The following is a 22,939-nucleotide window of genomic DNA, read 5'->3' on the forward strand; positions in this document are numbered from 1 at the left end:
AGGCCCAGGCACATGCGTTTGCCGCTGGAGCGCCGGATTACCGGTCAGCCAGATCATCGGGTCACCGGCCCACTGGACCACTGGGTCACCAGCCGGGGCTGAGAGATAAGAAATGAGTCGATATAATAGAAATGATAGGGGGACGGGCGATTTGCTCAAATGGACTGAAGATCTTTCTACCGGTGTCGGTGTCATCGATGACCAGCACAAAGAGCTTTTTAAGAGAGTCAACAGCCTGCTTTCATCCATGAGTCAGGGAAAGGGGAAGGAACAGATAGGCGAGGTGCTGGGTTTTCTTAGTGATTACGTGGTGACGCACTTCGGCACTGAAGAAAAATCCATGGAATCCAATGGATATCCGGGGCTTAAAGCGCATAAAGGCGAACACACTTCGTATATCGAGAAGCTTTCAGGCCTCCGGAAGCGGTTCGACCGGGAAGGGCAGAATTCCCTTCTCGCCATTGAATCCCAGCGCCTTCTCGTAGATTGGTGGTTGAATCACATCGGCAAGACCGACAAGGCCCTGGGCGCGTTTTTGAAGGCGAAGGGGATCTGAGGTGCCCAGGTGCACCGATGCCCAGATGCTTGGGCGCCCAGCTACTCGGATGTCCGAGAGGCCTGGATGTCCGGGATGCCTTATTTAGAGTCCTTCTCTAAAAGATTTACACCATGCCATGTTGTATGCTCCCTGTTATACGATATGGTTAAGAAAGAAAGGTTGGAGCGGAAGGTGGGGAAAGGGTTCTACACCTATGGTGCGTGATTGAAGGGGCCGAGATGGCTGGCAGAGTAACCGGGCAGGTTGATGATAGATATCAACCTGCGCCCGGCCGGATCATCGCAAAGACACGGTAATGATAACGGGACCGCCCTAAGCGCAGCCAGCAGTAAACAGTTATCGGCGGCCCCCGTAACATGATGGTAGATGAATACAGAAATAGACCCAGTTATCCCGCAGCGCTAGGAGTCTTGGTCCTGAGTAGCCGCGGCTTCCACAACTGATTCAGATCGTAAACCCATGGCGCCTTCGAAGGCCTTCCTCCATTTTGTCGGCACATCTACTATGTTATTCCACTTACGACAGATTTGATACACATTGAATGGTTTATCATGAGCTGGAGGTTCATATCCTAATGCGTTCTCTAGGCATTCCTCCAGGACAAATATCCTGGAAGGATCGCCCACGCTGGCTACAATGGATTTATTCAATTCATATGCTTTTGTGTCTGAGCGTCCCGGTCGTGTATAACGGTAAAGGGGATATTTAGAGCATCTAGATACCTCGCCAGAGAGATTATAGTGGCTTTGCCCCGTGTACGGATGACTTGTACCGTCGATTTGATCGCGTTACGTTTTTCACACCTAACTCCGATGGGAGGGGGCCATTACATGTTCGCTTGATGAACCAGGGGCTTTTGTGAAGCATTATGTTTGATGGGTGCACGCGATCACGATCATACGCATGCCTTACCTTAAAGCAATGAGAGCATTCAAGACTGTGATCCGGACTTCGGTAGCATCGAGGGTTTCCGTCGGGTACCAAATCAAGGGAAAATCCTGAAGCGCTGACTGCATTCGGTATAGACAATACAGCCTCGCCGTGGAGAATCTGGAGAGAAAAGGGGGCTGATCTCAGTAGAACTCAGTTTATTCGGGTATGAGGCAGAACCAAGCACCATAGATTGGTCGATGTTTTGTGACGAGCGAAAGATTGCCAATAACAAGTATTCGCCGCGTGAGGAATGCATCTGTATCTGCACGATACTACCTATTCCTTACCGGCATTTTGAGGAAGTCCTGCAAAAGCCGCGGAAGGCAAGCGATCGGCATGAATATTAGCATGAGATTGCCTTCAAGAAGGTGGAAAACCCCTCTTGGCGACATCAAGGTGGGCGTATCCATGGATGAGGGGGCGCTAATTCAGCCCTACGCTCAGACGTTTTTTGTGGAGTATTTCGACAGCGTAATCCCGTAGGAGGCTTGCTTTTGAGGATCCGACATGGTATGATTTTGTTAGAATTATCTGCGACGTGATGCATGCCGCAGATATTTATAACAGGGTGGGTCGTATGGGGAAGTATGAAACAGCAAAGCGGATCTTTGAAGCTGGCGACAACATAGCTACAACGGGCGAAATGCTAAAGGAGGGCATTCACACCAGCTATATTGCAAATCTAGTCAAGACGAAACGGATCGCCCGTATCAAGCGTGGTGTATATGAGTGGATTGAAGACGGCCATAAGGATGATATCGAGATCATATTCCGGCTCCTTCCAGAGGCTATCCTCTGCATGGATAGCGCGCTGTATCACTACAGGTACACTGATCGAACTCCTGACAAATGGCACATTGCGGTTGACAAGCGAATCAATAGGCGGAAGGTCAAACTCGAATATCCCCCGATCAAAGCTTATTTCATTGAACCCCGCTGTCTCGAAATTGGCCTTACATGTTCCGAGGTAAATGGTATAAAGGTGCGCATCTATGACAGAGAGAGAACGATCTGCGATGTAATCCGACATTCAGCCAAGCTGGACGCAGAGACTGTGCGCATGGCAATTCAGGCTTACATTAGGGACGGGAGGAAGAATATACCGAAGCTCATGGAATGCGCGAGGATGTTCCGGATCCAAAGGAAGATCCATGATCTGATTGGAGTGTGGCTTTAATGCCGGACATTGCCCAATCGGTGATCGACAGGTTGAGGAGCAAGTCCAGGGCCTCTGGCAGGACCTTTCAACTAACCTTGCAGCTATTCTGCCAGGAGGAGTTTTTGAGGAGGCTGCAACGGTCAAGGCATTATGGCAATCTTATCCTCCAGGGTGGCCTGTTTCTATTACTCGCTGAGCGGCTTTACCGGCAGGCCCACTATGGATGTGGACTTTCTGGCCAAAAGGACGCCCACCGACCCGGTGATGATAGAGGGGATGGTGCGCGAGATAGTTGAGGCCAGCACAGGGTACGACTACATTAGTTTCGAAATCAAAGGCATTGAACCCATCACGGAGTTCAGGGAATATGGTGGAGTCAGGGTGAGTCTTGTCGGCTGTATCAAGAATACAAAAACGCCTTTTCATATCGACATAGGAATTGGGGATGTCATTGTGCCGAAGCCATCGGAAAGGTCCATCCCGACCCAGTTGGATGGATTTGAGGAGCCGATCATCCTGACATACTCGCTGGAGTCGACTGTAGCGGAGAAGCTAGATGCGACCATATCTCGAATGGAGCTAAACAGCAGGATGAAGGATTTCTACGATCTATATTATCTTGCGAGCACGTATAGTTTCGATGCCAGAATCCTCCAGGAGGCTATCTCCCAGCCTTTCGACAGCGCGATGGCGTAAATGGCCTGTTTTCGAGGATCCGATATGGCATAACTATTTCACTGGACGCTACACATAGAGGGGGCTTGATTCAATGTATATCATCGATCGGTTAGAGGGCGATTGGGCGGTTATTGAAGGACCAAAGAACATAATGCTTAACCTTCGGCGGGAGATTCTTTCCAAAGGGGCGAGGTCGAGCCCAGATAGGAGATAGATATCGTCAATCATTCGATACTTACCCAGTGGATGTAATCTCGCATCTATTGGTCATATACTCGGGTCGTCTAGTATAGTAAAATACCAATTGCAGGGACACTTATATCTTAAGAATGATCTGAAGTCCCCAAGTAGGTGATGAGCAGTGTTTGGCGAATCTCTAGGACAATTTAAGGCGCATCTCATTGGATCAGCCGTCCGGGAAGGCCGGATTGATGTCGAGGATCTGTTAGTGTTTGTGTCTTATTTGAAGACTGCCATCGAAAGGGTCGCCATAGTGCTCTCTGGAGCTCAAGCTAGCTTGACACGAGGGCGCCGACCTCAGGAAATCAAAAGGCAATGCCGGCTGCAGTTTTTGGGATTTGAGCCGGGTAGCGTGCAGTTGTCTTTCGGCCTGGCAACGCCGACCCAACTTCCATTTCCATTCTATGATAATTTAGGGGAACACGCTGTGAGAACTCTGCTGGAAGGTTTATCAGCATTCAAGGAAACGAACGATTCCATGCCTTTGGGATACGACATGGGTGTCCTACACGCCTGGATTGGGGTAGGGAAGATATTCAGCAGGGGGATTGACTGTGTGACATTTACCCTTTTGGGGACAGAGGCTCCAATAAGCTACGATTTTGATCCCCAGGTTTTCGAGAAAATCGAGGGCAAGATCCGATGTCCAATTCAAGGACAGGAGACACTTGTCGAGGGAAGATTGTTAATGGCCGATTTTAAGGAGTCCAATACTCGGTGCCGTATACATCCACCCGCGGGTGAACCTATAATGTGCTCTTTTGACGATGAAATCCGAGATGATGTACTGGCAGCATTAACCAAGCACGTTAGGGCAAGAGGTAAGGCCACTCTTGATGCCATAACAGGAAGAATAATGGATTTGGATCTTTCGGGTGTTGAAATAATTGAAGATGATGAAGCGGAGTCTATGGGTTTCTGGACTGTAGAGCCAGTCGAATCTCTTGCCAGAGCGCAGGGCTCTCCACTAAGCCCTCGATTCGATGACTTAAAGGGCCACTTTTGGCCAGAGGATGAGACTGTTGAGGAGTTCATCGAGTTTGTAAGGCATTTGAAATAGCTGGATGTCCGCAATGGAGGGTACTATGGGAAGTGTTGTTGTCGATACCGATGTAGTATCATATTTACTGAAATCGGACTCCCGGGCTGAAAGCTATCGTAAGATCCTCGATGGTCGCACGCTGCTTCTATCATTTATGACAGTGGCCGAGCTCTATCAATGGGCGTATTCACGTAATTGGGGAAGAGAGCGCATATTGAGCATGGAATCTGTGCTCCGGAATTATGTTATTGTGCCGTACAACTACCGAATTTGCCAGATATGGGCTAAGGTGATGACCCAGCGGAGGAAAGCGGGTTCGCAGATAAGCTGCAATGACGCATGGGTCGCGTCAACTGCGTTGCTTTACTCATGTCCTTTGATCACGAATAACAATAACGACTTCCAGGGCATAGACGGCCTTATTGTAATCTCAGCCTGACAAGCCCGTCGCAGGGGGTAGCGGTTCTTCCCATTCACTGGACTCATCTGTCCGAAAGGGCCTGATTGATAATGCCGGGCGTTATCAGATGGGCAGATGGTGCCCTGCACCACTCGCTGGAGGATCCACTTCCCATATCGTCCTTCGATACCGCATGCTCCTACGATCAAAGGCGGCTCAATGAGTAGACATAGAAGTGGTCGTCAAGACAATTATAGGCAAGCTTTGGAAGTCCATCCCAACACTCTATCTCCTCCCCCATGGTCGCGGTTCCTCCGTGGACTCTGACGTCTAGAATAGACCCTCTGCCAAGAACTGATATCTTCTCCATGATTATGACTTTAAACTTACGGAGACCCCAAGTAGGTCATCAAGGTCAGTCTCAAGACGTCGATAAGGTGGAAAGTATAGCGAGGGCATCCCGTACAAAAATTGTTCTGAGTCTTTGGCTACCTCTACTATATTCTAATCGCGCTTGGGGATGTCCATGAGTACCCTTCCCGAAGGTCGGTCCAAAATGGCCTAGTGACAGGCTCATCAGGCAGGCTCGCAGACTCGCCTACTTGTCGGCCACTAGATTGAAGAGATCCCCTTCCAAGCAGATATCTGCATACTCATGTCAAATATGGCATCCTATGGGAATGGCGTCCGTTCGCGCAGGTACCTTCGTAAGGGGAGGTGGGGACTTGATGAAGGCGACTTGCATCATACGACGTTTAGAGAGTGTGCCGGCAAGTTGGTGTGCGGGGTCTATAGGGTAGAGCTGTTGTGGAATCACAGCGACCTAATCAGACGATTTGATGGTATGCGCAGAACTCGTATACAGGAGGTGCAACCGTTGTGGCTCAACTCGAGAAAGAGGTCCTAAAGGGTAGAGTGTCCGAACTCATCGGGTATTGGGACGATGATGATCAGTACGTGGAGAAAGTCAATTCCTACAACCGCATGGACACGGACCTTGACGCCCGGTGATGACCCCCTGCCCGTGGGAGCACGAAGAGAGTTGCCGGTCTCGACCGGTGCCGGAAGGATTCGGCTCGTCAATCCCAGAGAATGGGACGGGCGGCTGGTTCGACCACGCCGCCCTGCTATGTCCTTGCGGTCGGTCCTAAATAAATATCCACCATCCACACTCTCCGCAATTGCCTTCTTCTCCTTGCTACAGATCTACGGTAGTTATATAATAATACCGTAGATTTGTATGTGCGAGGGATCAAAATGCTTTCGTCACAGAAACGTGCAGTAGCTGTGCTGCGTCAACATGCTGGCTTTGCGCAAACGCGTGATTTTGAACAAGCCGGGGTCGGACGATGGGTGCTTCCTGACCTTGTAAGAGCGGGCGTCATTGAGCGAGTCCGGCATGGCTTCTACCGGCTTCCGGACGTTCCTGCGCTGGATCATCGCGACATGGTCGAGGCATGCGCCATGGTACCACACGGGGTGGTCTTTCTTCTGTCAGCCCTTTCGTATTACGACCTGACAACTTACAATCCATGGCGTGTATCTCTCGCTGTTGGGAGTAAGGCTAAGGTAGTTCTGCCGCAATCGCCGCCAATTGAGCTGCACTACCTGAAGTCTCAGTATCATGAGCTTGGTGCGGTGGTTCTCGAACTCCCGGCGGGCCGGATACGAATCTACGACCGGGAGAAAACGGTGTGTGACTGTCTTCGCTATCGCAACCGGATCGGCCTTGATATTACTCTTGAGGGCCTCAAGAACTACCTCAAGTCTCCGTACAGGAATATCGATAAGCTCCTGAGGTACGCAGGGCAATGTCGAATAGAACATATTCTCCTTAGGTATCTGGAGGCCATGCTATGACCAGCGGACATAGGAATAAAGCCGCTTCCGTACGCGCCAGACTGACACGACTCGCGAGGCAGCATGGGCGCGAGGTGGATTCCATCTTTTTGCAGTACATGCAAGAAAGACTTCTCTTTCGGATCAGTAAATCGCAATACTCGAGTCACTTCGTGCTCAAAGGCGGAGTGTTCCTCTTTGCGCTCCACGGATTTGCCGCAAGGCCCACCCGGGACATCGATTTTCTTGCCCGTCACCTTAGTAACGACGACCATCGCCTCGTTGCTATATTTCGGGAGATTGCAGCAATAACGGATGACGACGGCGTCACCTTTGATCCCGAGTCTGTTTCCGATGAACGCATTACCGAGCTTGCAGCATATCCTGGCGTTAGCATCAATCTTGACTGTTCGCTGGAGCAGGCACGCAAGAGAGCACGCGTTGACATTGGATTCGGAGATGCTGTCGTACCAAAGGCGATCCAGATGGACTTCCCTATCTTGCTCGACGGCCAGCCTCCAAGAATATGGGCCTATTCTATTGAATCAGTAATCGCCGAGAAGTTTGAAGCGATGTTACGGTTCTCTACAGTGAATAGTCGGATGAAGGATTTCTACGATGTCTATTGGCTTTCCCTGCGTTATGATCTGGATGGCCGAATCCTGCAGGAGGCAATACAGGAGACCCTGGGTCGGCGAGGAACCCCGGTGGATAGGGAACCAGCTGCTCTATCGGTTTGTTTTGCCGAGGATCCTGGCAGGCTCAGACAGTGGTCAGCCTTTTTATCGCGCATTGGTTGCGCCCACAGCGGTCCCTCTTTAGCAGAGGTCATGGAACGCATTCGGTGTTTTCTCGGACCCGTCTTCGAAGCACTGTGCACGGAAGGAGAATTCTTTAGACTATGGGTCAGCTCGTCCGGCCAATGGGAAGCGTACGGAAAGTCCCGCGAGTTAATGTGTAAGCCCTAATGCTGTTCTCCTCCATTATTTGCCGGGGAGTCCGCGTCTGAAGACATGGCAAGTATTAGGGCCGTGCTTCCCGATCACTTTTGTATTTCTCCATAATCCCTGAGCATAAGGACTGTCGGAAGCTCGCAGATCTTATCGGGACAGATGATGCTGATCGGCGGCAGTGTCGCGGAGGCATTTGGGGTTCGCTCCGAAAAATGAACTTGCCTAAGTATCAAGACCGTCTTTTTATATAGGACGAGTAAGGATGACCAAGTCCAAAATCCACGGACGGGATGCCAGTGGGTGTTGGGCTTGACAACTTTCTTTCAATATGCCTAATGCTACGCTGCCACTTATGCAACTCCTGCCAATTCCGCCGCCCAGGCGCCTGTGCGAGGCTGTTCAAGTACAGACTGGTCCACCACTCGACGAGGGGAAATGGAGTGCTATTGCCTATGTGGCAAAGTAGTACTAATTGTAGGCATAGCCATCGTCAGTAATCCACGGCAACCGCGACGATTTGTTGAAGTCTCTGGTCATGTTCAAACCCTCCCTTTGGGTCCAATGACTTCGCGTATCAGCGGCGCCCGCTACCGGTCCGACTCGAGACACCCACCCTCCTATTGCGTCCGCTGGATACGCTTGTTACTTGTTAGACGGTACCTTCATGTCAACTGATCGGATAATCTCGTCGACGTCCTCTTTACTTCTGATACGCATAATATCCGTTGACCTTCTAGTGAGCTGGAGGACTCGACTCAATCTCAACTGGGAATATCCAAGAATCCTATGCTTAGCGTAGCGAATTAGTGACCGGTCTTTGTTTGGGCCCATCTGCAATCTAATAAAGACATTCTCATAGTTGGCGTATAACACCAATGTGTAGACCATGCCAGAAGTAGTACCAAGACGCGTCTCTGTTCCACCAGTGGCTGTTCGACCCGGACGACGTGGACCCGGAACTAAACGATTCACGAGATCTCTCGCCTCAACTGGCAGCTAGGCCATCATCCAAAACCCCTTCATTCCCGACTTCCGGGAATTTTGTCTGGCAGTCCATGATTTTGCCCCGCTATTCACGGCTGACGGAAAACCACTGAAATCCCAAAAGCAGATTTGGGGTAGCCCCTTATATTTTGTCCTGCCCACTGCGTCCTCACGGACATGACTTTTCAGGTTTGCGTGCCCGGATAAAGGCGCTGGCCAGAGACCCGGTGTAAGATGCCAGTTCTCCTTCCATTTCACTGTTTGAAAATCCCTCTGGCAGATCAGACCGGTCAAAGACACGGACTATCTCCAGTTCCACATCGATAAAACCCGCTTCTTCCAACAGCCGGCGGTATTCTGTCTCCGTCAGGGCGCCGGCAACGCAGCCTGTCCAAAGCTCAATGTTTTGCCGCAGCCGGTCAGGTATCTCTCGCCGCCATGCCATATCGGAAACGGCAAGGCGGCCGCCAGGTTTGAGCACACGGAAAGATTCCTTGAGCACCCTGGCTTTGTCCGCGGCCAGATTGATGACACAGTTCGAGATGACTACGTCCACGTGATTGTCCGGCAGCGGGATGTTTTCCATATCGCCCTTTAAGAACTCCACGTTGGTCAGCCCGCTCTGGCGTCGGTGTTCTTCGGCCAGGGCTAACATTTCGTCGGTCATGTCTAGGCCGTACACCTTCCCCTTTGGGCCTACCCGCCTGGCGCTCAATAAAACGTCCAGCCCAGCGCCACTACCTAGATCCAGGACTACCTCGCCCTTCTTTAAGTCCGCCAGGGCGGTGGGGTTACCGCAACCAAGAGAAGCATGAAGCAGTTCGCGGGGCAGGCCCACCGTTTCCCCCAGGGTATAGTTACAGGCACCGAAGCATCCTTCATAGGCACAGCAGCTTCCTGCCTTGCCCGATTGGACCATCCGGGCCGCCATGGCGTATTTTCCCTTTACGGCTTCTTTCAAAGAATCACTCATGGGCAACAACCTCCCTTTAATTTCCTCGTGGCTTCAACAAGCAGGTCCAGGCCCTCCAGGACGACCTGCCATTTTTCCGTGGGAATCTGCCGCAGAATCTCCTGGACGTACTCATTCATGCCCCGGTTGATAGCCTCAACCAGTTCACGGCCGGTGCTCGTCAAAAACAATGCCAACCGGCGGCGATCCCGGGGATCGACCTCTTTTTTCAAGAGTCCACGACGCACCAGGCCATCGGCCACCCGGCTGACGGTACTCAAATCCAGCTCTAATGCTGTGGTCAGCTCGCTCAGGGATGTCTCTCCTTCCTTTCGGCGGGAAATCTCCAGCAGCAAGTGGCATTGGGAAAGGGTTACCCCGCAGCAACCCACTTCACTTTTTTCCAGCAGCTGCACGGCCCGGACCAGCTCGACCAGCAACCGGCGCAGACAGACGGACGGCAATTCATGTTCCATGTCCTTTCACCCAGAATAATTGTATCATGCATGTGTTGTATCATGCAATTATTGTTGGCGGCGAATATCCTATTGACGTCCGGAGATCTGGTTGGTGTCCTAAATTCGTCTTTCATCGTTCCTTGTCGGAGATTTTCATGAAAGCATTCTATGTTGGTCTCGTGGCGGATGGTTTTGAAGAGCCTGCTTCCCCTGCCGGAGATCAATCAGGCAAAAAAGCCCTTAGATGGAGTGATATGCCGGAGATTCCGCCGGTCCTGGTGGTAAGAATGAGGATAGGCAATGTCAATGAAAGAGGACAGGCAACATGAGAAGTGAAAAGGAAATGCTTGGGCTAATACTCAATATGGCCGAGGAAGACGAGCGCGTGCGGGCGGTGATCATGAATGGCTCGCGGGTAAATCCGAATGCCCCTCGGGATTTTTTCCAGGATTACGACATTGTCTTTATTGTGACTGATGTCAGCCTATTTGTGCGCGACCGCAGTTGGATAAGCCGCTTTGGGGAATTGATGATAATGCAAACGCCCGAGGAGATGGACGATCCCCAGCCAGAGAATGATGGTAGATTCACATATCTAATGCAGTTTGTCGATGGTAACCGTATTGACCTCAGCCTCTATCCCGTCGCCAAAATAAAGGAGATGGAAAGAGATAGTCTGAGCTTGCTGCTTCTAGACAAAGATGGCATCGTAGAGCCATTCCCGCCGCCAAGCGAAATGGATTATATTCCCAAACCTTCAGGCGCAAAGCATTTTGGCTATAGCTACCCTTACAACGACGACGAACGGGTCACAGCCTATTTGAGACATATAAAGATCTTACCATGTTAGCTTCGCATCCCCACTTACTGTAAATGGAATTTCCGTGGGTGGAGACAGTATTTCAAACCTCTCTTTATCTGCCGCCTCTGGAAGCATAGGTTCAGAAATCCAGATTCTCTCTAGATCGAGCGTATTCTTTATCCAGACCACTTTCTGTTTTCCGGGTTCTACGCGAACGCAACTATGAAGAGCCACTCCGACAGCATCGCGATCCGTGGCCATAACCATTGGTATTCTGACAGGCGACAATGCTGTTGATGTGAATGCATTTACATAGCCTTTCAAGACGTCCATCTTTTCAACAACCCGGCGTGATATTACATCAGCCTGGCCGATGCCATTTGCGTTGCCCTGCGTCTCATCAGTAAGATCGAGCACCACTATTTTCTGGACGATGGGACCGCCGCTGGCGAATGGGGTAGGATACCTGCCAGTCACATTTGGGTCCATCCCATCTCCGCTTATATCCTTTCCAATTTCTTGAACGACGAGAACATCGAATGAAGGGAAGTATATCTGGGCCATCAATTCTTTGGCCCTTCTTAATAGTCTCTTTTCCTCAGGTTCGAACTCATCTTTTCCGATAGCCTTGATTATTGCGGGTCGATGCCTTGCATTTTCGACGATGCCGATGCCGAACAAAACCGGCATCCTTGCCAACAAGATCCTCCCCGCCTCAACTACATTGGATTCAAGTTTATCAAAGCCTGTGGAGTGCAAAGACGCTGCGCCTCTTTGTTTCCCGAGGCCTATGGCAAGGATCTTCATGAGCCCGCTTTCGATTTCACCATGAAATGCGGTATGGGGCTTTATTCGGTTGACGGCGATAATTCCATCGGCCTCATAGGCAAACCGGTCAATGAACACTTTGAGACCCCCAGATGTCCTTCCGAGTTCCACTACTTCCATGGTTGCTCGAATCGGGGCACCCATTCTCTCTTCAGTGATCCCCATCTGTTCAAGGACCTGTTTTTGCCCCTCTGCAGTCGCGCCACCATGACTTCCCATCGCCGGCACGATGAATGGATCAGCGCCACGATCTCTAAGGAGGCGAATGAGTGCGAATATCACTTCAGGAAGACCCTTTACGCCCCTGCTTCCTGCCGTAATTGCGATCCTTGCCCCGGGTTTTATTAAAGAACTGAATCGGTCGAACTCCCTTGCGACTTCTTGCGGAATGTCGGATACCTCTGGTAGGGCGAATATCTGTCTTATCTTAGCAAGCTTCGGAAAGATAATCTCGGAAAAGGGTAGGTCGCTGAGACCTATGAATGGAAACTCTCGCATGTCTCCCACCATCCTTATAAAAAAAACAGGCTCATCCGAGCTTGCTTGGTAAGAAGTGTATGTAAGCTTTGGGGATTAATAACTATCTATATGCGCCTTACTTCCACCGTCAGTATACTATAGCCGCTCTGCCGTGTCAATGCACAGGGGAGGAAAAAAGGAAAACATGCGAACGGAGGGGGGTCACGATACTCTACATATATAGTCTCAGGTCGTATATAATCTGAGCAGGCTCGGGTTTATGCCCGGTAGGCCTCAGGTGCTCTTAGATACATTGTCTTAAGTCGCCATCAGGGACTACCACGGTAATGAAAAGGCCATCGGGCTATTTTGGATATGGGGGCGAATGGAATGATAGACATATTGTTTCTTGGGACTGCTGCCGCGGAAGGATGGCCCGGAGTATTTTGTCAATGCGATTATTGTTCCCGTGCGAGAAAATTTAGTGGAAAGGATATACGAACGAGAAGCTCCATAATGATCGGCGATAAATACAAGATAGACTTTCCTCCGGACACCTATATGCACGTGCTCAAGTATGGCCTTGATCTCGGACAGCTTGAGCATCTCCTGATCACTCATTCTCACAGCGATCATTTCTACCCTGCGGACATCGGAATGCGCCTTGCCCCATTTGCCCATCTTAAGCAGGACAGACAGCTTCATATCTATGGCGATACTTATGTGAGAGAAGGCCTGGAAAAGGAAGAAGCGCTCGACCGCGAAGGAAAAGTGGTCTTTCACTTGATGGAGTCATTTGTGCCAGTCCAGATTGGGGAGATGCGGGTGGTTCCCTTAAAGGCGAACCATTTCCCCCGTAGAAATTGTTTCAACTACCTTCTAGAAGCTCAAGATAAGACTATTTTTTATGGCCTAGATACGGGATGGTTCCTGGATGAGACCTGGGATGTGCTCTCAAGAACACGTCTTCGGCTTGCCATTCTTGATTGCACCCTGGGTCCCAATTCAGGCTTTGAATATCATATGGGAATCGATGCAGTAATAGGGACCAAAGAGAAGCTCGTTGAGATGGGGACTGCCAATGAGGACACGATATTTGTTGCCACTCATTTTTCTCACAACGGCGGCCTTACACATTCTCAGCTAGAGGAGGCTTTTTCTGGAGCCGGGATTCTAGTTGCTTACGATGGCATGCAACTATCCATATAAAAAAAGAGGAAAATCTGAAACTATGGCGAAAGTTTTTTTAGGTATAAAAACAAAGAGCTATGTTGCTATGATGATGGCATGTTGTGGAAAGGCAAGGGGACGTGTTGATGAGTAACAGCCGTGATCTAAAGGTGCTTAATCGACTTCTAGTGAGGGACATAATTCGAAAACATGGCCCCATCCCGAGATATGAGGTAGCAAGAAAGGCGGGGTTGACTCCACCCACAGTGACGGTTATTGTCAATGATTTACTTAAAGCTGGTGTTGTCGAAGAGGTCGGCCATGGTGAATCAAGCGGGGGGAGGCGCCCTGTACTTCTTGAGTTGAACCCCCGGGCTGCTTTTGTTTTTGCAGTAAGGATACAGCGCGGTGAGGCCATGACAGCTTTACTGGATCTAGCCGGGAACGTCTTGGGTAGGGAATGTCTTAACCTGGATACATCATTGCCAGATGACGTGATCGAAGAGGTTGGTTCGTCTTTTGATTCCCTTCTCAAGAATTCTGTGGTCAAGAAAAATATGGTCTTGTGGTGCGGGGTTGCGACTCCAGGACTCATTGATTCGCGCCTTGGTGTTGTCACGCGGTCATCAAATCTGAGCTGGCAAGGGGTGCCTTTCAGTGAGATGCTATCCAGGAGGCTTGGAGGCATTCCTGTACATGTGGAAAACATTTCAAATGCTGCGGCGCTGGCCGAAAAGGTCTATGGAAGCGGCCAGGGGCGCCACAACCTGGTATATTTGAACCTCTCCGTTGGTGTAGGCGCTGGTGTCATAATTGATGATAAAGTATATGGCGGCGCCCGCGGTTATGCCGGTGAAATAGGGCATATGATACTAATCCCGGATGGGGGACCTATCTGCTCGTGCGGGCGGCATGGATGTTTTGAGGCAATTTGCGGGGTCAGGGCAGTATTGGAACAGATAAGAGCGTCCGTCCCCAAGGAGGAACTTTCCCGCCGTGGCCTGGAAGGGGCAATCGCCACGATAAATGATGTGACAAAACCACAAATAGCTGCCATTCCCCAGGTCCGGGAGACTCTTGAGCGCGTTGGGTACTTCGTAGGGGTTGCTGTGGCAAATTTGATGAATCTCTTCAATCCAGAAATAGTGATACTAGGCGGTGAATTGGCCAAAACTGGCGACCTATTTTCAGATACAGTTGAGCGGGTAGCCAAGGAGTGTGCGCTGCAGGAAATAGGGGAGGCCGTGCAGATCGTGAAGTCAAGTATGAAAGAAGACCCTCCTTTGATGGGCGCCTACGCACTCGCCCTCGAAAAAGTGTTTGAGATGGATGATTGGGAACGGCCATCCACTACTATTGCCGAAATGCCTGGGGCTATGTAGTGTAGATATCTATATTGAAGTGAAAGGATGTGATGTGGGGCCGCGGTATTTCCATATTTTATAAGCCAATCCATTCTAGATGGGATATTTGCATTGGACTCACACGCGTAGCAATGTTGACCAACTAATGGGGCATCGGACCCTGAAGCTGAAAAGGAGGAAGATTATGGCTCCTTCTCAAAGAGTATCATTCATCGCAATATCTTGTGTTATTGCTCTTATCATCGGCGTTACCTCTTTGTCCTTTGCAGCATCTAAAGTTTACCAGGAGGCTCCTATGCTTACGGAGTTAGTGAAGCAAGGGAAGCTTCCCAGCGTAGAGAAAAGGTTGCCGGATGATCCGATGGTGGTTACCCCTGTCAATGAAATCGGTCAGTATGGTGGAACATGGCGTAGAGCTGCCCTCAGCCCTGTAGATACCATGCTCCATGTCCGCCTTGGATATGAGCCCTTGATAAGGTGGGACAGAGATGGCAAGAGACTGATCCCCAATGTGGCCACATCATGGGATATATCGGATGGTGGGAAGACATTCACCCTTCACCTTAGGAAGGGCATCAAATGGTCAGATGGAGAACCTATGACTGCGGATGATATTGCTTTCTGGTATGAAGATGTGATTTGTAATAAGGAACTGACTCCCGTCTATCCAGACTGGCTGTTGGTAGACGGCAAACCTGCGAGATTTGAGAAGGTCGATGCTTACACTATTCGGTTCAGTTTTGCAAAGCCTCATTCCATGTTTCTGGAATATCTTGCTAGTCCAGATGCAGGACCGTCGGTGTTCAATTATCCTAAGCATTACCTGAAACAGTTCCATCCTAAATACGCCCAGAAGGCTCAGCTTGACGCGAAAGTTAAATCAGCCAAATTTGATAATTGGTACCAGCTATTCGCCGACAGGGCGCAGCCTTTCACCAATCCCGAACTGCCGAGCATAAGGCCCTGGATTCTGAAATCTAATCCCACAGCTACCAGGTTGATAGCAGAAAGAAACCCCTATTACTGGAAGGTGGACACCAAAGGCAATCAGCTGCCTTATATAGACCGGATTGCATGGGATGTGGTTCAGGATGTCCAGATGATCACCATGAAGGCCGTGTCCGGCGAAATCGACATGCAGGCAAGGAACCTGTCTTTCTCCGATTACCCGCTTCTCATGGAGAACAGAGATAAGGGCGGATATGAGGTGTACCTCTGGAATGCGGGGCAGGGTGCCAGCGCCATATTCCCGAATCAGAATTTCCAGGGCGATCAGGTGATACGCGGTCTCATAAGGAACGTCAAATTCAGAAAGGCGCTTTCCATGGCCATCAACAGGGATGAGGTCAACGAACTAAATTACCTTGGCCAGGCCACCCCAGCTTATACTGCGTTCCCATATGATTCTCTTCAGAATGATCCTGGGATACGTAAGCTCTTTGAGTATAACCCCAAGGAGGCAAATAAGCTGCTTGACGAGCTTGGTCTCAATAAACGAGACAAAGATGGATACAGGCTGCGTCCTGATGGCAAACCCCTTACACTGACCATCATGACCAACCTGGGCTATTCTATCCACGCTGATGTCATGCAGGCGATCCAAAGATACTGGAGTGCAGTTGGGATCAGGACAGTCCTGGATACCGTATCAGGAGCGCTCTGGTGGGAACGAATCGATGCGAATAACTACCAGTTCGCAGGATATACCATGGAATTCGGGACAGATTATTATGTTCCTAGCTACTCGCTGATAAGCCTTGTTCCGAAGCAAGGTCGCGTGTACTGGGCTCCTCTTTATGGTCGCTGGTATATAACCGGAGGCAAAGAAGGTGAGAAGCCAACAGGCGCTGTGTTGCAGATAATAGAGGATTACCGCAAGCTTCTGGTAAGCGCGAGTGAAAAGGAGCGGGATAAGCTGACTGAAGATATATTCAGGCTATGGGCTGAAAACCTGTATGGGATACCTGTGCTCGGCGGTTACAACATGCCTGTGGTGGTCAAGAAGAATTTCGAGAATGTGCCGCGCAAAGGCAACCTGGCTTACGCGTATTCCAGCCCTGGTTATCTTATGCCGGAGCAATTCTTTATCAAACAAAAGTAGTCCCTCATGTCACTATCATCGCTTAACCAAGGGATAAAATCATCAGGCAGGAGGGGTGGGCCCCTCCTGTCATATTTCGATGTAGGAAATAGACAGCTCGTGGCGAATTCACCTAGGAAAGGAGTGACAAAAGTCGTTAAGGGGGCATACGAATGGGCAATTTGACTATCACCGATGTGCGTGCCATCCTCACCGCTCCCGCAGGTATTGCGCTAGTAGTGGTGAAGGTCGAGACGTCCGAACCAGGCTTGTATGGGCTGGGGTGTGCTACTTTCACCCAGCGTCCCCTGGCAGTTCGTTCGGTGGTGGAAGATTATGTAAAGCCATTTTTGGTGGGCAAAGACCCTCATAGAATCGAAGATATCTGGCAATCCCTCATGGTCAGCGCTTATTGGCGAAATGGACCAGTATTGAATAATGCTGTTTCTGGGGCGGATATTGCTCTATGGGACATAAAGGGAAAGATTGCGGGGATGCCACTATATCAATTGTTTGGCGGCAAATGCCGGGAAGGGGCTGCTGTCTACCGTCATGCCGATGGGCGCGACGTGAATGAGGTTGAGGATAATGTCCGCGCCTATATGGAACAGGGGTATCGGTATATTCGATGCCAGATGGGCGGCTATGGCGGACCGGCGCACAAGCTCTTTCGTCCAGAGAATTCCCCTCCAGGCGCGTATTTCGATCCCGACGCTTATGCCCGCAGTGTGCCCGTTTTGTTTGAACATTTGCGGGAGAAGATCGGATTTGATGTAGAGCTTCTGCATGATGTCCATGAACGAATAGCGCCCATCGAGGCGGTGCGCCTGGCAAAAGCACTCGAGCCATATCGCCTGTTCTTTCTAGAAGACCCGCTGCCGCCTGAACAGGTTGACTGGTTCCGCATGATCCGCCAACAGAGCGCCACCCCCATCGCTATGGGGGAGCTATTCAATAATCCCAATGAATGGACTTCCCTGATTGCAAATCGACTTATAGACTTCATTCGCATCCATATTAGCCAGATCGGCGGTTTGACCCCTGCCAGGAAGCTGGCAGCTTTTTGTGAACAGTTCGGCATAAGGACAGCCTGGCATGGGCCAGGGGATGTTTCTCCTGTGGGGCATGCCGCGAATGTCCACCTGGATGTCAGCTGCCCCAACTTTGGCATTCAAGAATGGTCTGGGTTTAATGACGAAACCCTGGAGGTTTTCCCTGGATGCCCTGAAATAAGGGACGGCTATGTTTATCCCAATGACAAACCCGGGCTGGGAATTGATATCGATGAAGCCAAGGCAGCGCGGTATCCTTGTTCTAATGAACTGCCAGAGTGGACATTAGCTAGGCTGCCTGATGGTACGTCCGTCCGACCGTAGTGGCCACATGGGGCATCTAACGAAGTGGATTGGCCCCGGCGCCCCGGGGCCCCACATTGCACTTCTCAACCGCCTTTTAATCGATTTCTCCTTCCTTTCTCGAATGCTCATCTTTTTATCTCCCCATGTATTAATCCTGGCATAGTTGGCTCTTGATACAGCCCGATGAATTCAACCGGCCAGGAGCCGCGTTTTGCCCTCAAATGCTACAGATATAACTGGTCATATTTGCTGAGGACACCAATAGCTCTCTCACCGATTGATAGTCTTCTTCCCGTTAATCTGGGTCGACAATTTAAGAGACCTTATTCTCAGATATCGTCACCGACTGGAAATAATCGACAATCTCATTGAGAGTAAAACGAAATCAATAGAACTTTGTAATTCTAGATTGACAATATGTAAATTTAACATTACAATATTTTCAGTGAGCGAATCTTGGGATATCCAGTTTCCGGTCGAGAGTATATGCCCTTTCGTGCCCGGCAGGGTCAAATTACATTTTCAATAGTGTTATATCACGTTTCGTCCCTGACACGGGCAATAGCCTGTCGCCGATGCCCTTACATTACATATACTGCGCCGAATTGGCGTCTTGGTAGAAGAGGGGAGGTGATGGTGTGATGGGAGGCCAGGTGGAAATTACACATGCGGTGAAGAACAGTGGTGATAATACCGGGTAAACTCGGTGAGAGGCTCGTTGTCTACATTCACTCCGAGGAAGAGGTACTCCGTTGAGTTGGGGGTTATTCAATGACAAGACTCCTTCAATCCAAATGGAATACGGAATTCCCGCGTCAGGTTTGAGGGACTGAAGATGTTCGATAGCGGCCATAACGAATCACGATCAGTCGTATCGATTATCGTTGCGGAATCCGGATAGGGTAACCTCATCGATACTGGGTTCTCCATCCATCGTGATGAACACGGGATCCTTTGAGACTTTCCCGAGCCTGATGTTGGAGGTCGCACCAATTACGAGCTCTACGACACCGGCAAACACGAGAGTAGTTGCAGGAATGTCTCTCTTGGTGAATCCATCGCGATCTTTGCACGACGCGTCCCTATATTGGGTAGGATACGTTCTTGTGGTATCCTCGGTTTGGCCATGAGAATCTACCGCCTCCGGTGCTGTTTCTTGGCTAGAACAAGCATACCAGAGGATAGGTTCTCCCGACTATTCTGTTCCTGGGATGATTTGTCCCTCAAACTAAAGAAGTCTTATCACAGGGATAAGGGCGCGGGAGAAATACATTTCATTCAGGGGGTAAGAGAATATGAACAAGTTGTCAAGGCGGCTTGCTTTGGGCTGTATCGTTATGTTATTCGTGGCTTGCTTCTTAGTTACAGGCGTGAGAGCTGCTGAGAACGCTACGATTACTGTCCTTTGGCGGTCAAGCCCTGTGGAAAATCCTATGCTTGACAGGATAATCGCCGAATTTCACAAGAAGCATCCTAATATAGTAGTGAAGCCAATTATAGTAGCTTATGAGCAATATGAGCCCAAACTCCTCTCGATGTTCGCGGCAGGTTCACCTCCAGACATTTTCTGGTGTGCTGGAGACGGCGGGTATATTGACCATGCTGTCCGCGGGATGGATCTTGACCTTACGCCGTATCTGAAGAAGGAACCGGGGTTGGTGAAAGATTTCTATCCCGCAGCTATCCAGGGAAGTACTTTCAGAGGGAGGTTCCTTGGACTATCATGGTGTGAAGCTTACACTGCTGGTTTCTACAATGCAACTTTGTTTGATAGGGCAGGGTTAGGTTATCCCCCCACCGACTGGGCAGATAAGACATGGACGTATGACAAGATGGTGGAGACTGCCCAGAAGCTCACCAAAGATCTTAATGGCGACGGCCGGGTTGATCAATTTGGAGTGATCTGGGATCTTCAGCAGATAATTGAGGACATGTGGATGTGGGGAGGCGACCTCTTTGCCGGTGAGGTGTATGAGAAGACTGGAGTACCGGAAAAGACTGCCCTGGACAATCCCAGGAATCGCGATGCCCTCTTCACGGCCCTCCAAAAGAAGGCGGATTTGATTCACAAATATAAGGTGTCTCCTACCCCTGCGCAAAGCCAGGTGATAGAGCAAATGGGGCCTCCTCTAAAAACTGGAAGAGTGGGTATGGTCTTCAGCGGAAACTGGGCTATAACCCCGCCACTCCCGAAAGACTACAAATGGGGTATTTGCGCTGTACCATTATGTAAGCAAAGAAAAGTCATAATATATTCAAATCCTCTTGAAATCGCAAAGACATCGAAACACCCGGAGGCAGCCTGGGAGTTCTCAAAATACTTTGTGAGCGAAGAAGCTCAGAGGATCATGGTTGAACTTACCCCATGGATGCCATGTGCCGCCTCGCTACGGAAGCTTTATATAGATAATATGCTCAAACATACTATTCTCAATGAAAAGCAGCTTGAGCAGGTACTCAAGGGTGCCTTTGAATATGCACAGGAGTCTCCTAACCATACCCTTTTTGGGTTCCCGAAGATGTTTAATACATGGAATGCGGAACTAGAGGGCCTATGGCTAGGTAAGCTGACGGTAAAAGAAGCTGTCGACGCTCTGCTTCCCAAACTCGACAGAGTCATCCAGGATAATCTCAAACAGAAAGTAGAATGACCTCCGCGTATTGGAGATTTAGGCTGGCGATTAACCTATAATCGATCGTCTACCTCCCTCGGCGAGCTTCTGCTCGACGAGGGAGGTCTAATGGTAGCTTTGTGGCCTTGGGAAGTTAAATGTATCATTGGGAAAATTCGGGAAAAGGAGTATGTGCAGAGATGTCGAGCCGCAGGCTGACCCGTCTAGCGAGGCAAGAGGAAAAGTACATGTATTTGTTCATTTCGCCATGGCTTATTGGATTTATACTATTTGTTGGAGGACCAATAGTAGCATCTCTCTTCTTTAGCTTTTGTAACTATGACGTTGTAAGGCCCCCGATTTGGACGGGACTTAGGAACTATCTCCAGTTGGTTGCGGATCCTCTCTTCTGGCAGTCTCTGAAGGTTACGGCTCTTTATTCTATCGTGAGCGTCCCATTAAACCTCATGGTGTCTCTGGCCATAGCAATCCTACTTAACCAAAATGTTCAGGGATTGACAGTTTTCAGGACCATCTTTTACATGCCTTCAGTGATCTCAGGGGTAGCCGTATCTCTCCTATGGATGTGGATTTTCAATCCTGAGTTCGGGATTTTCAATTCCTTATTGTGGCAGGTATTCCATATCCAAGGGCCTGGTTGGATAATGAGTGAAAAGTGGGTGCTACCTGCGTTCATAATCATGGGACTGTGGGGAATTGGTGGCGGGATTGTCATTTATCTTGCCGGGCTTCAGGGTATACCGACGGAACTCTATGAGGCGGCGGAGATAGACGGAGCTAATCCGTGGTATAGGTTCTGGAGAATCACCCTACCGATGATGAGCCCAGTAATCTTCTTTAATCTGATAATGGGCATAATCAGTTCGTTCCAAATCTTTACCCAAGCCTATGTCATGACAGGTGGGGGCCCACATTATGCTTCTCTCTTTTATGTTCTCTACGTTTATAGGAATGCCTTCTCTTATTTCAACATGGGATATGCTTCTGCTCTGTCATGGATCCTATTCTTGATAATCCTGGGACTAACCTTAATAGTGTTCAAATCGTCACCTCTATGGGTTCACTACGAGGGTACATCACGTGGTAGATGATGTTCTAAGTCCTGTCAAGAGGAGTGGCGGCTGACAGCCAGCGAGTTTATCAAGCTTAATGGAGGTACGGAAGATGGGGCATTTGGCCAGTAAACGTAGGATAAGACTCTTTGCTGCCATATTTGTCTATTCATCCCTAATCGCCATAAGTATAGTCATATTGATACCAGTAGCATGGATGCTCTCAACTGCACTAAAAGAAGACAGTGAGGTATTCCTCTTTCCGCCACAATGGATACCTAGGGTGGTATGCTGGGACAACTTCAAGCGTGCTTTGACGTTTTTGCCATTTGGCCGGTACTTTTTCAACACTGCTACGATTACATTTTCGACCTTGCTGGGCGAACTCCTATCCTCTTCAGTTGTGGCTTATGGTTTTGCAAGGCTTAGAGGACGAGGCCGCGATCTACTTTTTGCTCTTGTTCTATCCACAATGATGGTCCCATCTCAGGTGACAATGATACCTACGTTTGTAATTTTTAAGCTCCTTAACTGGGTGGACACATTTAAACCACTGATTATACCTGCGTTCTTCGGCAGCGCATTTTTCATCTTCTTGCTCCGGCAGTTCTACATGACTATACCGGTAGAAATAGATGACGCGGCCAAGATTGATGGTTGCACCTATTTTGGTATTTACAGTAGGATAATGTTGCCACTGACAAAACCAGCACTTGCGACTGTGGCCATCTTCTCGTTTATGTGGCATTGGAACGATTTCATGACGCCTTTAATATATCTCAATAGCAATGAGAAGCTCACGCTGAGCATTGCTCTCAGCCGGTTCACGGGGATGTACGGGATGACAGCCTGGAATCTACTGATGTGTGCGTCCTTAGTGGTAGCCTTGCCGTGTCTTCTATTGTTCTTCTTTGCTCAGAAATACTTTATCCAGGGTATCGTTGTCACGGGACTTAAGGGCTAGAGACTAGCAGTAGTTACTTTTGAGGCCACAGA

21 protein-coding genes are annotated in these 22,939 nt (G+C 49.6%); 17 read left to right on the forward strand and 4 right to left on the reverse strand.

Annotated elements, in window-relative coordinates:
* The first annotated feature begins 112 nt into the window (after positions 1-112).
* From HPY52_12625 to HPY52_12660, 8 genes are all read left to right on the forward strand, one after another.
* Positions 113-556 carry a hemerythrin family protein gene (locus HPY52_12625; GenBank protein ID NPV81093.1) on the forward strand — a complete coding sequence of 148 codons (444 nt, stop codon included), beginning with the start codon at positions 113-115 and terminating at the stop codon, positions 554-556.
* A gap of 1,272 nt (positions 557-1,828) precedes the next feature.
* On the forward strand, positions 1,829-1,975 hold the full coding sequence (locus HPY52_12630) for a hypothetical protein (GenBank protein ID NPV81094.1): 147 nt from the start codon (positions 1,829-1,831) through the stop codon (positions 1,973-1,975).
* 94 nt (positions 1,976-2,069) lie between these two features.
* Positions 2,070-2,669: a hypothetical protein gene (locus HPY52_12635; GenBank protein ID NPV81095.1), complete on the forward strand. Its 600-nt coding sequence runs from the start codon at positions 2,070-2,072 to the stop codon at positions 2,667-2,669.
* A 132-nt stretch (positions 2,670-2,801) separates the two neighbouring features.
* Entirely contained in the window at positions 2,802-3,347 is a 546-nt protein-coding gene (locus HPY52_12640) for a nucleotidyl transferase AbiEii/AbiGii toxin family protein (GenBank protein NPV81096.1), read from the forward strand.
* 649 nt (positions 3,348-3,996) lie between these two features.
* Positions 3,997-4,629, forward strand: coding sequence for a hypothetical protein (locus HPY52_12645; GenBank protein ID NPV81097.1), 633 nt, complete (start codon positions 3,997-3,999; stop codon positions 4,627-4,629).
* Between the two features lie 25 nt (positions 4,630-4,654).
* Positions 4,655-5,050 (forward strand): PIN domain-containing protein, encoded by a 396-nt coding sequence (locus HPY52_12650; GenBank protein ID NPV81098.1) that lies wholly within the window; start codon positions 4,655-4,657, stop codon positions 5,048-5,050.
* Positions 5,051-6,268: 1,218 nt separating this feature from the next.
* Positions 6,269-6,871: an Abortive infection protein AbiEi gene (locus HPY52_12655; GenBank protein ID NPV81099.1), complete on the forward strand. Its 603-nt coding sequence runs from the start codon at positions 6,269-6,271 to the stop codon at positions 6,869-6,871.
* Positions 6,868-7,818 carry a nucleotidyl transferase AbiEii/AbiGii toxin family protein gene (locus HPY52_12660; protein ID NPV81100.1) on the forward strand — a complete coding sequence of 317 codons (951 nt, stop codon included), beginning with the start codon at positions 6,868-6,870 and terminating at the stop codon, positions 7,816-7,818. Before HPY52_12655 ends, HPY52_12660 begins: the two co-directional genes overlap by 4 nt.
* Before the next feature lie 1,138 nt (positions 7,819-8,956).
* Here HPY52_12660 and arsM read toward each other — a convergent pair.
* On the reverse strand, positions 8,957-9,760 hold the full coding sequence (gene arsM, locus HPY52_12665) for an arsenite methyltransferase (GenBank protein NPV81101.1): 804 nt from the start codon (positions 9,758-9,760) through the stop codon (positions 8,957-8,959).
* Entirely contained in the window at positions 9,757-10,203 is a 447-nt protein-coding gene (locus HPY52_12670; GenBank protein NPV81102.1) for a MarR family transcriptional regulator, read from the reverse strand. Before HPY52_12670 ends, arsM begins: the two co-directional genes overlap by 4 nt.
* 149 nt (positions 10,204-10,352) lie before the next feature.
* Between HPY52_12670 and HPY52_12675 the strand changes: the two genes are divergently transcribed.
* The gene (locus tag HPY52_12675; protein NPV81103.1) at positions 10,353-10,526 is read left to right on the forward strand and encodes a hypothetical protein; all 174 of its coding nucleotides are present in this window, start codon (positions 10,353-10,355) and stop codon (positions 10,524-10,526) included.
* Positions 10,523-11,047 (forward strand): hypothetical protein, encoded by a 525-nt coding sequence (locus HPY52_12680; protein NPV81104.1) that lies wholly within the window; start codon positions 10,523-10,525, stop codon positions 11,045-11,047. The genes HPY52_12675 and HPY52_12680 overlap by 4 nt, the downstream gene beginning before the upstream one ends.
* Here the strand turns inward: HPY52_12680 and HPY52_12685 are convergent.
* Positions 11,036-12,325 (reverse strand): DUF2088 domain-containing protein, encoded by a 1,290-nt coding sequence (locus tag HPY52_12685; protein NPV81105.1) that lies wholly within the window; start codon positions 12,323-12,325, stop codon positions 11,036-11,038. The genes HPY52_12680 and HPY52_12685 overlap by 12 nt on opposite strands.
* 351 nt (positions 12,326-12,676) lie before the next feature.
* On the opposite strand from HPY52_12685, the gene HPY52_12690 reads away from it, so the two are divergent.
* The 4 genes from HPY52_12690 (at position 12,677) to HPY52_12705 (ending at position 18,276) form a co-directional block, all read left to right on the forward strand.
* Positions 12,677-13,495, forward strand: coding sequence for a carbon-phosphorus lyase (locus HPY52_12690; protein NPV81106.1), 819 nt, complete (start codon positions 12,677-12,679; stop codon positions 13,493-13,495).
* A 107-nt stretch (positions 13,496-13,602) separates the two neighbouring features.
* Positions 13,603-14,838, forward strand: a complete 1,236-nt coding sequence (locus HPY52_12695) for an ROK family transcriptional regulator (protein ID NPV81107.1) — start codon at positions 13,603-13,605, stop codon at positions 14,836-14,838.
* Positions 14,839-15,004: 166 nt separating this feature from the next.
* Positions 15,005-16,921 (forward strand): ABC transporter substrate-binding protein, encoded by a 1,917-nt coding sequence (locus tag HPY52_12700; GenBank protein ID NPV81108.1) that lies wholly within the window; start codon positions 15,005-15,007, stop codon positions 16,919-16,921.
* A gap of 152 nt (positions 16,922-17,073) precedes the next feature.
* Positions 17,074-18,276 (forward strand): D-galactonate dehydratase family protein, encoded by a 1,203-nt coding sequence (locus HPY52_12705; GenBank protein ID NPV81109.1) that lies wholly within the window; start codon positions 17,074-17,076, stop codon positions 18,274-18,276.
* Between the two features lie 847 nt (positions 18,277-19,123).
* Here the strand turns inward: HPY52_12705 and HPY52_12710 are convergent.
* Positions 19,124-19,279 (reverse strand): hypothetical protein, encoded by a 156-nt coding sequence (locus HPY52_12710; GenBank protein NPV81110.1) that lies wholly within the window; start codon positions 19,277-19,279, stop codon positions 19,124-19,126.
* 274 nt (positions 19,280-19,553) lie between these two features.
* Between HPY52_12710 and HPY52_12715 the strand changes: the two genes are divergently transcribed.
* The 3 genes from HPY52_12715 (at position 19,554) to HPY52_12725 (ending at position 22,907) form a co-directional block, all read left to right on the forward strand.
* Complete coding sequence (locus HPY52_12715) at positions 19,554-20,909, forward strand: sugar ABC transporter substrate-binding protein (protein NPV81111.1); 1,356 nt, start codon at positions 19,554-19,556, stop codon at positions 20,907-20,909.
* Positions 20,910-21,070: 161 nt separating this feature from the next.
* Positions 21,071-21,982: a sugar ABC transporter permease gene (locus HPY52_12720; GenBank protein ID NPV81112.1), complete on the forward strand. Its 912-nt coding sequence runs from the start codon at positions 21,071-21,073 to the stop codon at positions 21,980-21,982.
* A gap of 58 nt (positions 21,983-22,040) precedes the next feature.
* The gene (locus HPY52_12725) at positions 22,041-22,907 is read left to right on the forward strand and encodes a carbohydrate ABC transporter permease (protein NPV81113.1); all 867 of its coding nucleotides are present in this window, start codon (positions 22,041-22,043) and stop codon (positions 22,905-22,907) included.
* Positions 22,908-22,939: the final 32 nt, after the last annotated feature.

This window comes from Bacillota bacterium (assembly GCA_013178415.1).
Classification (GTDB): domain Bacteria; phylum Bacillota; class SHA-98; order Ch115; family Ch115; genus Ch115.